A 12,194-nucleotide genomic window follows, 5' to 3' on the forward strand; every position below is an offset into this window, starting at 1 on the left:
TGATCCGGTTGGCGGACAAACAGACGACAAGCTTGCCGGAAGCGCCCCCCACGGGCAAACCGAGGGCTTCATTCACCTGCTGGCTGCGGGAAACCCGCAGACTGTTGCGAGAATTCCTTGAGGAAGCGTGCGATGAACGACCTGCCGACCACCGATGCCGAATGGCGCGAGCGGCTTGACCCGCAGCAATACGCAGTGTGTCGTTGCTCGGCCACCGAGCCCCCGTTCACCGGCAAGTACTGGGACCACAAGGGCCATGGCGTGTATGCGTGCGCTGCCTGTGCCGCGCCGCTGTTTGCCTCGGCGGACAAGTACGATTCCGGCAGCGGCTGGCCCAGCTACCTGCAGCCGGTGTCGGCCGAAGCGGTGACCGCGCATGAAGACGATACCCACGGCATGCGCCGCACCGAAGTGCGCTGCGCGCGTTGCGATTCGCACCTGGGCCACGTGTTTCCGGATGGTCCCGCACCGACCGGTTTGCGCTATTGCATCAATTCCGCGGCACTGGCATTCACGCCCGATCCGGCCTGATCGATCGCGCTCACGCGCAAAGTGCGTCGACGTGTGCCACGCACGACTCCGCGAGCGCATCCAGGTCGTAGCCCCCTTCCAGGCTGGAGACGATGCGCCCGCCGCAATGGCGATTCGCCAGTGCCACAAGTTCGCGGGTGATCCATTCGTAGTCGCCGGCCTGTAGTCGGAGCTGGGCCAGCGGGTCGCGCCAGTGCGCATCGAACCCGGCGGAGACCAGCAGCAACTGCGGGCGGAAGTCGTGCACGGCGGGCAGCAGCACGTCGTCCCAGGCGCGGCGGAACAGGACGCCTTCGGCCTCGATCGGCAACGGCATGTTGAAGATGTTGCCGATGCCGGATTCGCTGCGTGCGCCGGTTTCCGGATACAGCGGCCACTGGTGCGAACTGGCGAACAGCACGCGCGGATCGCGCTCGAAGATTGCCTGGGTGCCATTGCCGTGGTGGACGTCGAAGTCGACGATCGCCACCCGCTCCAGCCCGTGACTGTCGAGCGCATGCAGTGCGGCCACCGCGATGTTGTTGAACAGGCAGAAGCCCATCGCCGCGTCGCAGGTGGCGTGGTGGCCGGGCGGGCGCACCGCGCAGAACGCGCGCATGGTCTTGCCGGCCAGCACGGCATCCACTGCGGCCACGGCCGCGCCGGCGGCCCGCAACGCGGCCTCGGCGGAGGCCGGCGACAGCACGGTGTCCGGATCCAGCAGGATCCGCTGCGTCGGATGGGTTTCCAGCACCGCATCGAGCAGCTCGGGGGTGTGCGCGCGCAACAGCTGACCGCGTGTCGCGCGGGGCGCTTCGTGCCAGTCGAGCGCCGGCAACCCGGAGCGGAGCGCGTCGACCACAGAGGTCAATCGTGCGGGACGCTCGGCGTGGTCGGGGCCGGTGTCGTGGGCAAGGCAGGCCGGGTGGGTGTAGACGCGCATCAGTGGATCGATTCCCGGCCGTCCGCTAGCCGCGGCGGGCGTGTTCCCACAAAACTTCCCCTTGCCCGTCTGCGCGCGCCAGCACCCGCGCCAGCACGAACAGCAGGTCGGACAGGCGGTTGAGGTAGCGGATCGCCTGCGGCCGCACCGCATCGTGGCGGGACAGGGTGACGGTGTCGCGCTCCGCGCGGCGCACCACGGTGCGGGCGATGTGGCAGCGCGCGGCGGCCTCGCCACCGCCGGGCAGGATGAAGTCCTTCAGCGCCGGCAGGTCGTCGTTGTAGTGGTCGAGGCGGGCTTCCAGCGCCTCCACATCGGCATCGAAGATCGCCGCATGGCCGGGGATGCACAGCTCGCCGCCGAGGTCGAACAACTGGTGCTGGATGCGCACCAGCAGCTCGCGCACGTCGTCGGGCATGTTGCCGGCGAGCAGCAGGCCGATGCAGGAATTGGCTTCGTCGACGGTGCCGTAGGCGATGACTCGCGCGGAGTCTTTCGCCACGCGGCTGCCGTCGCCGAGGCCGGTCGTGCCGTCGTCCCCGGTCTTCGTATAGATCTTGCTGAGGCGATTGCCCATGGGCGATCGGGTACGGGATCAGACCGTCTGCGGACGCAGCGCCGGCAGGCGCTGGCGCATCAGCTCGAAGCCGCCGAACAGCAGCGCCGAATAGAACAGGGTGCCGAGCACCGTCCACTGGAAGAACGGAACGCCGGCAACGTAGGCCGACACCAGGCCCGCCGCCGTCTTCGGATACATCGAGCCGGACACCCACACGCCGAAATTGGTGATCACGAAGAACAGCATCGAGCCGGCCAGCGAATACGCCAGCACGCGGCCGGCACCGACCTTGCCGCGCAGGCCGAAGCCCAGCACGGTGGACAGGGCGATGCAGGCGTACACCAGCAGATAGCCCGCGCTGGCGAAATAGCCCCAGTAGATGCCGCCATTGAGCAGGCCCAGTACCAGGTCGGACGCGAACATCGCCAGCAGCGGCACCAGCAGCGCCCAGTGGCGCTTGGCGAAATACGCGCCACCGAACAGGGCCACCGCCTCGATCGGCGAGAAGTTCGGCGGATGCGGGATCACCCGGGTCAGCGCGGCGACGAAGATCAGCGCGGCCAGCATCAGCGGGCCGGCGGCAGGCGTTGGGGCGTGGCTGTTCATCGGTGTCTCGGGTATGCATACAACGGAGCCGTTAGCATAACGCAATGCCGAACACCGACCGCGATGCCACAACCCCGCACGACGTGCTGATCATCGGCGGCGGACTGGTCGGTGCCAGCCTGGCCATCGCGCTGGACGCATTGCAACTGGATGTCGGTCTGGTCGAATCCACGCCCGCTGGCGCGCTGCCGGCAGTCTTCGACCAGCGCAACCTCAGCTTTGCCGAGGCCACCGTGAATGCGCTCGAAGCACTCGGCGTGCTGCCCTTGCTGCGCGCGCCGACCGGCACTATCCGTCGCATTCACGCCAGCCGCGCCGGCGACTTTGGTCGCATTCGATTGGAGGCCGGCGCGCATGGGCGCGAGGAATTCGGCCGCGTCGTCGTCGCCCGCGACTTCGGCGAAGCACTCGAAGCGCGGCTGGCAACCTTGCGGCATCTCACGCGTTATCGCCCGACGCGGTTCGTCGGCTTGGGCGATGAACGCGATGGCGTGCGCCACGTGCGCATCGCCGATGGCGATGGTGAGCGCGACATCGCCACGCGCCTGCTGGTCGCCGCCGATGGCACGCGCAGCGGCGTACGCGACGCACTCGGCATCCACGCGCGCGAACACGACTATCGGCAGACCTTGCTGGTCGCGCGGTTGCGCGCGCAGCGGCCGCCGGATGGCACCGCTTACGAGCGCTTGACGTCGAGCGGTCCGACCGCACTCTTGCCGCGTGGCGATGGTCACTACGGTCTGGTGCATGGCGTTGCCGCAGACGAAGCCGATGCGGTCGCGGCCATGGACGATGCCGCGTTTCTCGCCCGCGTGCAGGACGCATTTGGTTGGCGCGCGGGCCGCTTCCTCTCCGTCGGGCCGCGCAGCGCCTATCCCATCATCGGCTGCGTGGCCGATGCTCTGGTCGCGCCGCGCGCGGTGCTGGTCGGCAATGCCGCGCAGACCCTGCATCCGCTCGGCGCGCAAGGCTTCAATCTCGGTCTGCGCGATGCGCTGACCCTGGCCGAATGCATCGCCGCACACCCCGGCGATGCGGGGGATGACGCGGTGTTGCGGTCGCATGCCGCGCGACGCGCCGACGATCGCACGCGCACGCTGGCGTTCTCCGATGGGCTGGCGAAACTGACATCGAACGACGCGCCGTTGCTGCGGCCGTTGCGCAGCGCCGGCTTGCTGGCCGGCGATGCGATGGGCTGGTTGCAAGGCTTGTTGGTGGGTGGCGCGATGGGCTATCGCGGCGACGTGCCGGCGTTGTGCCGCAAGGTGGGCGCATGAGCAGGCGCGGCGCGCTCGACGTGGTGGTCGCCGGCGGCGGCGTGGTCGGTGCGGCCACGGCACTGATGCTGGCGCGCGAAGGCCTGCAGGTCGCGCTGGTGGAACCACGCCAGCCGCCTGCGTGGCAGCGCGACATTCGCGACCTGCGCGTCTATGCCTTCGCGCCCGACAACGCGGCGTTGTTCGCCGAGCTTGGTGCGTGGGCGGGCGTGCTCGCCACACGCGTGCAGCCGTATCGGCGGATGCATGTGTGGGATGCCGGCGGGGGCGACGCACTCGCCTTCGATGCCGACACCCTCGGCCAGCCGCAGCTGGGCTGGATCATCGAGAACGATGCCCTCGTCGATGCGCTGTGGCGCCTGCTGCCAGCGGCGGGCGTGCGCCTGCATTGTCCGGCGCGGATCGAGACGCTGCAGCAGGAGGAAACGGGTGTGCGCGTCGGCCTCGATGATGGCTTGGTGCTGGAGGCCAAACTCGCGATTGCCGCGGATGGCGGCCAGTCCGCGTTGCGCACGCTGGCCGGTATCGGCACCACCCGGCATGACTACCAGCAGCAGGGCGTGGTCGCGTTCGTCGCCAGCGAACGGCCGCATCGCGACACTTGCTGGCAGCGCTTCCTGACCACGGGCCCGGTCGCATTGCTGCCGTTCAACGACGATGGCGATGAAGAGTTGCACGGCCGCCTGGGATCGATCGTGTGGACCTTGCCGGACGCGGAGGCGCAACACCTGCGTGATGCCGAGCCGGCGCAGTTCGAAGCGGCGTTGGCTGCCGCATTCGGTGGCGAGCTTGGGGGCTTCCGCCTGCAGTCCGCGCGCGCGGCCTTCCCGCTGCGCCGGCAATTGGCGGAGACGCATGTCGCCGGGCGCGTGTTGTTGCTCGGCGATGCCGCGCACGTGGTACACCCGCTGGCCGGGCAGGGCGTGAACCTGGGCCTGCGCGATGTCGCCGCGTTGCGGGATCACGTGCGTGCGGCGAAGGCGCGTGGCGGCGACATCGCATCGCCGTCGCGACTGGCGCGCTGGGCGCGCGAAAGGCGCAGCGAGAACGCGGTCAATGCGCATGCATTCGAGACGATCAACCGCGTCTACAGCAACGACGCATTGCTGCCGACGTTGCTGCGTGGACATGCGCTGGGGCTTGCCGGAAAGCTGCCGCCGCTGGCGCGCGCCCTGTGGCGACACGCGGCAGGCGTGTAGATCCCTTTACAGCACGATCCGCAGGCCGCCGGCGCGCGCGGAGGCATGCACCGCGTCCACCACGCGCATGTCGCGCACGCCTTCCTCGCCCGGCACCAGCGGCGCGGTGCCGCGCAGCAATGCCAGCGCGTCGTTGTCCATCTGCAGCGCCTGCTGGTAGGGCGCAGTTCCGTTGCCCGCCAGGAGGATGCCGTCGCTGGTGCGCCCCTTCAGTCCGTCATAGGTCTGGAAGGGCGAGAGTTCGTACCAGCCGCGTTCGCAGTCGGCGCGCAACAGGTTCAGGTTCTCGCCGAAGCTGGTAGTGCATTCGGCCACCAGGCCATCGGCGAATTCCAGAGTGAAACGCATGGTTTCGTCCACACCCTGGAACAGGTGCGGGCGGCGGATTTCCTGGCGCGCGCTCACCGCGATCGGTTCGCGGCCGCTGGCGTAGCGCGCGGCATTGAGTGCGTACACGCCCATGTCGAACATCGCGCCGCCGCCGTGTTGCGGCAGCAGCCGCCACGGCTTGTTCGCAGGGTCGACGTCGTCGTAGGCGTGGAAACCGGCATCGGCCCGCAGTTTCAGCAGTGAACCGTACGGCCGCTCGCGCGCCATCGCGATCAGCCGGCGGGTGAGGGGGTCGTGCTGCAGGCGATAGCCGATGGTCAGCTGCACCTTGTTGCGGCGGCAGGCGTCGACCATGGCCTCGGCTTCCACGGCATTCATTGCCATGGGCTTCTCGCACCACACATGCTTGCCGGCAGCTGCAGCACGCAGGGTCAGCGGCTTGTGCAGGTCGTTGGGCGTGACGATGTAGACGGCGTCGATCGCCGGGTTATCGGCGATCCTGTCGAAGTCGTCGTAGCTGTAGATGTTGCGGTCGGGGATGCCGTGCCGTTGTTGCCAAGCAGGGATCTTGCCCGGCGAACCGGTGGCGATGCCGGCGAGATGGCAATGCTTCGTTAGCTGCAATGCGGGTGCGAGTAGCTCTGTTGCGTAGTAGCCCAGTCCGACCAGTGCCACGCCGATCGAGTCCTTGCGGCCGGGGACGTGTGGTTGGCGCGAATGCATCGGAGCGCAGCCCGGCAGGACGCTGGCGATGCCGACAGCGGACATTGCGGAAAGCAGGTGTCGGCGGGTGAGCTTCATCATCGGCCTGGCGCGTCCTGATGGCGTGGGTGGCTTGTCCCGCTGCTACTTCGCTGGCGTGGCGAACACCGTGATCTCTTCGCGGTCGTGATACAGCTGCTTCGCGCGAATGGTGAGCGGTTTTTCCGCCTGTGCCGCGAACAATTGCAGGCACAGCTGCGTTTCCTGCCAGCGCTTCTTCATCGGCAGCTTGAGGTTGAAGATCGCGTGGCGGCACCAGCCTTCGCGGAACCACGTGGCCATGCGTTCGGCGACGCGGCGCGGCTGTTCCACCATGTCGCAGACCATCCAGTCCAGTGGTTGTTGCGGCTGCCAGTTGAAGCCGTCCGCGCGCAGGTGTTCGACCAGGCCGTTGTCCAGCACGTTCTGCCGCAACGGGCCGTTGTCGATCGCCTGCACGCGCAGGCCTTGGCGGGTCAGCACCCAGGTCCATCCGCCCGGTGCGGCACCCAGGTCGGCGGCGCGCATGCCGTCGCGTAGCAGGCGCTTGCGTTCATCCTCGTCCAGCAGCACCAGCAAGGCTTCTTCCAGCTTCAGCGCGGAACGTGAGGGCGCATCCGCATGCATGCGCAACCGCGGGATACCGAGCGGCCACGGTGCGCTGTCTTCCGGGTCGCCGCTGGCCAGCAGCGCATGGTCGCCATCCAGCATGCAGGCATGCAGGCGCAGCAGCCGCGGGTTGTCTTCTTTCGTGAGTGTGCCGGCCTTGCGCAGCGCCGGGCGCAGGGCATTGCCCAAGCTGCGCGCCAAGCCCGACATCGGCTTGCCGGCATCGGAATCCGGGTGCTCCATCAGCAGTTCGCCGAAGCGGATGTCCTCCGGCAACGCTGCCTGGATCGGGCTGATGCGGTCGCGCGGATCCAGCCCGGCGAGATCGGCGAACAGGCGCAGCTTCTGCCGGGCGAACACCAGCGTCGACCACGGCAAGGCGCTGGCCATGTCATCCGCCTCTTCGCAGACGAAGACCACGTAACCGCTGTTGCGCTCGGTGCGCGCGTAGCCGGCGAATCCGGCCTGCGCGGCGCGCTCGGTCAGTTCGGCGGCGAGTTCGGGCTCGAACCCGGCGCGGCAGTAGCAAAGCAAGCCGTCAATAACGCTGTCCACCCAGTTCGCCATACGCCTTGAGCACCGCGCACGCGGCGTCGCGTTCGATGTCGCGCACGACCTCGATGCCGCGAGCGTTCAATTCGCCAACCCAGTCCGCCGGCAGCGGGCCTTCATCGAATTCGGTCAGCGCCATCACGTCCTCGGCGCGCGCGCCGATCAGCAGGCGGTCGATGCCGGCCCAGACGGTCGCGCCGTAGCACTGGCAGCACGGCTGCGAGGACGTGGCCAGGGTGATCGGGCCTATCGCGTTGTCGTCTGCGTCGCGGTTCAGGCGCAAGCGCTGGGTGCGGCCCTGCGCGAGCATGTAGGCCATCATTTCGGCGTGTGCGACCGAGCAGGCGTGCGGCACCACGCGGTTCACGCCGACCGCGATGATGCGCTCGTCCGGCCCGAACACGGCCGCACCGAACGGGCCGCCGGAAGCGGCCTCGACATTTCGCTGCGACAACGCGATCGCCAGCGCGACCTTTTCCGCATCGCTTGCGTAGGCGCGCGCGGTATCGACGTGTTCGTGCACCCACGCCGGCAAGGTCAGATGGACTTGCGCGTACAGCATCAGGCCTTGCTCGCCCAGGTGTCGCGCAGGGTCACGCTGCGATTGAACACCGGCGTGCCGGCGACGTGGTCGTAGCGATCGGCGACGAAATAACCGAGGCGTTCGAACTGGAAGCCCTGCTCGGGCGCGCAGTCTGCTGCGGCCGGTTCCACATAACCGGTCACGACCTTGCGTGACGCCGGATTGAGGTAGTCGCGGTAGGTCTTGCCGCCTTCGTCGATATCCGGGTTCGGCACGATGAACAGGCGGTCGTACAGGCGGATCTCGGTGGTCACCGCGTGCTTCGCACTGACCCAATGGATGGTGCCCTTGACCTTGCGGTTGGCGCCTTCCATGCCGGGACGCGATTCCGGATCCAGCGTGCAGTGCAGCTCGATGATGCGACCGTCGGCATCCTTGATCGCGGCATCGCAATGCAGGATGCCGGCACCACGCAGGCGCACGTCGCCGCCCACGGTCAGGCGCTTGAAGCCCGGCGGAGGGACCTCCTCGAAGTCCTCGCGCTCGATCCACAACTCGCGCGAAAACGGGATGCGGCGCTCGCCCTGATCTGGATCTTTCGGATGATTGGAGAAGGTCAGCGATTCTTCATGATCGTCCGGCAGGTTGGTCAGCACGATCTTCAGCGGATCGATCACTGCCATCCGCCGCGGCGCATGCGCATCGAGATCATCGCGCAGCGCGCCTTCGAGGATCGAGATGTCGAGCAGCGAGTTCTGCTTGCTGATGCCGACGCGGTCGACCATCAAGCGCAGCGCAGACGGCGTGTAGCCGCGGCGACGGATGCCCTGCAGCGTCGGCATGCGCGGATCGTCCCAGCCATCGACCAGCTTGTCTTCGACCATCGCCAGCAGCTTGCGCTTGCTCATGACGAGGTAGTTGAAGTTGAGCCGCGAGAACTCGATCTGCCGCGGCTTGCCGGCTTCCTTCGGCAGGTCCTGCGCCACCAGCGGTTCCAGCAGGTCGGGATTGCCGGCCAGGTCGACCCGGTCCACGCACCAGTCGTACAGCGGGCGGTGGTCCTCGAACTCAAGCGTGCACAGCGAATGGGTGATGCCCTCGACGGCGTCGCCCAGCGCATGCGCGAAGTCGTACATCGGGTAGATCGGCCATTCGCCGCCGGTGTTCTGGTGCTCGACGTGCTTGATCCGGTACAGCGCCGGGTCGCGCAGGTTGATGTTGCCGCTGGCCATGTCGATCTTCGCCCGCAGCGTGCGCGTGCCATCGGCGAACTCGCCAGCGCGCATGCGGGTGAACAGGTCCAGGTTCTCCTCCACGCTGCGCTCGCGGTACGGCGAATTGCGGCCGGGCTCGATCAGGCTGCCGCGATAGTCGCGAACTTCCTCGGCGCTCAGGTCGCAGACGAAGGCATCGCCCTGGCGGATCAGCTTCAGCGCGGCCAGGTAGTACACGCCGAAATAGTCCGAGGCATGGCGCAGGTTGGCCCAGTCGAAGCCGAGCCAGCGCACGTCGTCCTGGATGGCGCGGACGTACTCGGGGTCTTCGCGAGCGGGGTTGGTGTCGTCCAGGCGCAGGTTGCAGCTGCCGCCGAACTCCGCGGCCACGCCGAAGTCCAGGCAGATCGCCTTGGCATGGCCGATGTGCAGATAGCCGTTGGGCTCGGGCGGGAAGCGGGTCTTGATCGCCGCGTGCTTGCCGCTGGCCAGGTCCTCTCGAACGATCTGGCGGATGAAGTCGGTCCTGGCCGGGGCGGCGTCGGCGGCGGTGCTGGGAGGGGTCTGGGACACGTGGAATCGCACTTGCGGAACAGCGCGCTAGTGTAGCGGAGGCCAGCCAGATCGGGGTTTGCGGGCATTTGGCACGGGCTTTGCATGTCCCTTCACGGGGGATCCATGCGCACTGTCTACGACGCCGCGAACCTGATCGATGCCCACCTGGTCCGCCAGGCGCTGGAGGCCGAAGGCATCCCCGCCTTCGTCCGCGGCGAGGCACTGATCGGCGGTATGGGCGACCTGGGCGTGTTCGGCCTGGTCGCGGTGCTGGTACCGGATGCCGCGTGGACCGAGGCCCGGGCGCTGGTCGATGACTTGAACTTCGGCGGTATCGCGGACGACGACACGGATGCCGACGATGCGACGGGCGAGGAAACCGCCGGATGACCGTGGTCAACCGGCTGCTGCCGATGCTGGCCCTGCTCGGCGCGCTGGCGGTGCTGGGACTGGCCTTGGCCTGGCTGGTCAAGGCCGACGCGCCGATGCCCGGCGAAGTGGCGGTGCGCGTCACTGCGGGTGACGGCACGACGACCGACAGCAGGATCGTCGCTGCCCCCGGCACCGGCATCCCGCTGCAGGCGACCTTGGACTTCGACCTGCCGGCATCGAGCAATGGCCCGCGCTTGCTGTGGCTGCCGCGTGAGCCGCTGCAATCCCTGCAGTTGAGCGGCAAGGACGCGCACGGCCAGCCCTGGGCCAGCACGCCGGACGGGTTCTTCGCGCCGAAGCCGGACGACGGCTTCGCGCCTGCGGGGTATGCGGTGGTGCTGCCGGAAGGCTTGGTCGGCGCGCAGCAGTTTCAACTGGCGCTTCACTCCGCGATGCAGGCTGCGCCGACGCCGCGGGTCATGGCCATCGACGGTGCGCTGCGGCTGACCGCACGCGAGATGGTCTTCGCCAGCGCGCTGTACGCCGCCTGGGCCACGCTGTTGATCGCATCGCTGGCGCTGTACTGGGCAGTCCGCGACGTGCTGTTCCTGGCCCACGCCGCCTACACCCTGATGGCGCTGGTGTTCATGGCCGTGTTGCAAGGTCACCTCTACGCGCTGCCCGGCATGGACGCGATGGCGGCGATGGGCATGCGCGGATTCTGGCTGGCGGTGCTGCTGTTCAACCTCTGCGGCCTGTGGCTGGTGCTGCAGTTCGTCGATGCCGGCGCGTCGCGTTCACGGCAGGTGCGGCGTCTGCCGATGCTGCTGCCGCTGGTCGCGTTACCGATCGTGCTGGCGTTCCTGCCGATGCCGTCGGCGCATGCCGCGCTGCAGGTCGCCGCGCCGCTGGCCTGGATGCTGTCCGCGCCCGCCGGCATCTGGGCGATGCTGGATGGCGCGCGTCGCGGGATTCCGATGGCATTCGCCGCGGCGATCCTGCTGGTCGCGCTGTTGCTGGCCGCGGTCGCGCACATGGCGATGAACCGCGGCGTGCTGGTGGACGGCATGCTGGTTCGCCACGGCTACCAGGTGGTGCTGGTGCTGTTTTCGCTGGTGCTGTTTGTCGGCCTGAGCAGCCGGATCGGTTCGGTGCGCCGACAACTGGACGACGAAACCAGCGCGCGCCGCGACAGCGAAACCCGCCTGCGCCACGAACAGGCCCGCACCCGGCTCACCCAGTCGCTGCAGCAGGTCATGCGCGAGGTGCCGGAGGATCGCATCGCCCATGCCGCCTTCCGCCTGCTCGGCACGCATGCCGGCGAACTGCTGGGCACCGAGGACGCGCTGGTGCTGGGCGACGACTACCTCGGCGACGGCAAGCTGTTCGTCCAGGCCACCGCCAAGACCACGACGACGGCGCGCGCCGTGCAGGCCGCACGCGCGCTGGTCCGCGACCATGCGCGCAACCGCGAGCCGGTCGAGGTGCGCCTCACCGCTGGTCGTCGCAGCGACGACCCGGGCGAGGGCAACTATCTGATCGTGCCGCTGCGCGTGCAGGCTCCCGCCTGGGCGGCGTTGGTCTTGCCGGTTCGGCGCATGCTGGCCGCGGAAGACAAGGACGCGCTGGTGCAGATGGCGCGGACCACGGTGGAACAGGCGGATGCGGCCCATGCCGCGTTCCTGTTGCGGCGCACGGCGGAGCGCGACGCGCTCACCGGCGGTTTCAACCGGCGCACGCTGGATCAGCTGGCCGCGCGCGAATGCAAGCTGGCCGGCAACCACAAACCGCTGGGCGTGTTGTTCATCGACCTGGACTGGTTCAAGCGGATCAACGACACCTACGGCCATCCCTGCGGCGACGAATGCCTGCGCAAGGTGGCCGCCACGCTGCGTGCGGAATTGCGGCCGCAGGACGTGTTCGGGCGCTACGGCGGCGAGGAATTTTTGGTGTTGTTGCCGGGCCAGGATGCCGCCTCCGCGCGGCTGGTCGGTGATCGCCTGCGCCAGGCGGTGGAGGACGCAGAGGTGGACTGGCAAGGCGAAACGCTGCGCTTCACCATCAGCATCGGCATGGCCGTGCTGCGCGAGGGCGACGATCCGGAAAAGCTGCTGGCGCGCGCCGACAAGGCGCTGTACCGGGCCAAGCGCGAAGGCCGCAATCGTGTCTGTGTTGCGCCCGCTTACGTGCAATGACCTCGCGTG

The 12,194-nt window shown here is 68.3% G+C and carries 12 protein-coding genes; 5 read left to right on the forward strand and 7 right to left on the reverse strand.

The window, feature by feature from the left end:
* Positions 1 to 132: 132 nt before the first annotated feature.
* Entirely contained in the window at positions 133 to 531 is a 399-nt protein-coding gene (msrB, locus tag H9L16_RS08795; protein ID WP_187551363.1) for a peptide-methionine (R)-S-oxide reductase MsrB, read from the forward strand.
* Positions 532 to 541: 10 nt separating this feature from the next.
* Here msrB and H9L16_RS08800 read toward each other — a convergent pair whose 3' ends face one another.
* From H9L16_RS08800 to H9L16_RS08810, 3 genes are read right to left on the reverse strand one after another with little or no spacing between them, the layout of a single operon-like run.
* Complete coding sequence (locus H9L16_RS08800; RefSeq protein ID WP_187551364.1) at positions 542 to 1,453, reverse strand: histone deacetylase family protein; 912 nt, start codon at positions 1,451 to 1,453, stop codon at positions 542 to 544.
* A gap of 25 nt (positions 1,454 to 1,478) precedes the next feature.
* Positions 1,479 to 2,030, reverse strand: a complete 552-nt coding sequence (locus H9L16_RS08805; protein WP_187551365.1) for a cob(I)yrinic acid a,c-diamide adenosyltransferase — start codon at positions 2,028 to 2,030, stop codon at positions 1,479 to 1,481.
* Positions 2,031 to 2,048: 18 nt separating this feature from the next.
* Positions 2,049 to 2,618: a DUF6580 family putative transport protein gene (locus H9L16_RS08810; RefSeq protein WP_223158131.1), complete on the reverse strand. Its 570-nt coding sequence runs from the start codon at positions 2,616 to 2,618 to the stop codon at positions 2,049 to 2,051.
* A 44-nt stretch (positions 2,619 to 2,662) separates the two neighbouring features.
* On the opposite strand from H9L16_RS08810, the gene ubiH reads away from it, so the two are divergent.
* Positions 2,663 to 3,895: a 2-octaprenyl-6-methoxyphenyl hydroxylase gene (ubiH, locus tag H9L16_RS08815; RefSeq protein WP_187551366.1), complete on the forward strand. Its 1,233-nt coding sequence runs from the start codon at positions 2,663 to 2,665 to the stop codon at positions 3,893 to 3,895.
* Entirely contained in the window at positions 3,892 to 5,094 is a 1,203-nt protein-coding gene (locus tag H9L16_RS08820) for an FAD-dependent oxidoreductase (RefSeq protein ID WP_187551367.1), read from the forward strand. The genes ubiH and H9L16_RS08820 overlap by 4 nt, the downstream gene beginning before the upstream one ends.
* Before the next feature lie 6 nt (positions 5,095 to 5,100).
* Here H9L16_RS08820 and H9L16_RS08825 read toward each other — a convergent pair whose 3' ends face one another.
* From H9L16_RS08825 to H9L16_RS08840, 4 genes are all read right to left on the reverse strand, one after another.
* The gene (locus H9L16_RS08825; RefSeq protein WP_425507188.1) at positions 5,101 to 6,192 is read right to left on the reverse strand and encodes a Gfo/Idh/MocA family protein; all 1,092 of its coding nucleotides are present in this window, start codon (positions 6,190 to 6,192) and stop codon (positions 5,101 to 5,103) included.
* 78 nt (positions 6,193 to 6,270) lie between these two features.
* Entirely contained in the window at positions 6,271 to 7,317 is a 1,047-nt protein-coding gene (gene rlmM / locus H9L16_RS08830) for a 23S rRNA (cytidine(2498)-2'-O)-methyltransferase RlmM (RefSeq protein WP_187554121.1), read from the reverse strand.
* Positions 7,313 to 7,888, reverse strand: coding sequence for a nucleoside deaminase (locus H9L16_RS08835; RefSeq protein WP_187551369.1), 576 nt, complete (start codon positions 7,886 to 7,888; stop codon positions 7,313 to 7,315). Before H9L16_RS08835 ends, rlmM begins: the two co-directional genes overlap by 5 nt.
* A complete protein-coding gene (locus tag H9L16_RS08840) occupies positions 7,888 to 9,636 on the reverse strand; it encodes a glutamine--tRNA ligase/YqeY domain fusion protein (protein WP_187551370.1) in 1,749 nt (582 codons plus the stop codon). Before H9L16_RS08840 ends, H9L16_RS08835 begins: the two co-directional genes overlap by 1 nt.
* Positions 9,637 to 9,741: 105 nt before the next feature.
* Between H9L16_RS08840 and H9L16_RS08845 the strand changes: the two genes are divergently transcribed.
* A complete protein-coding gene (locus tag H9L16_RS08845; RefSeq protein ID WP_187551371.1) occupies positions 9,742 to 10,008 on the forward strand; it encodes a putative signal transducing protein in 267 nt (88 codons plus the stop codon).
* The gene (locus tag H9L16_RS08850) at positions 10,005 to 12,185 is read left to right on the forward strand and encodes a sensor domain-containing diguanylate cyclase (protein ID WP_187551372.1); all 2,181 of its coding nucleotides are present in this window, start codon (positions 10,005 to 10,007) and stop codon (positions 12,183 to 12,185) included. Before H9L16_RS08845 ends, H9L16_RS08850 begins: the two co-directional genes overlap by 4 nt.
* Positions 12,186 to 12,194: the final 9 nt, after the last annotated feature.

The sequence above is a fragment of the Thermomonas carbonis genome, from assembly GCF_014396975.1.
Classification (GTDB): domain Bacteria; phylum Pseudomonadota; class Gammaproteobacteria; order Xanthomonadales; family Xanthomonadaceae; genus Thermomonas; species Thermomonas carbonis.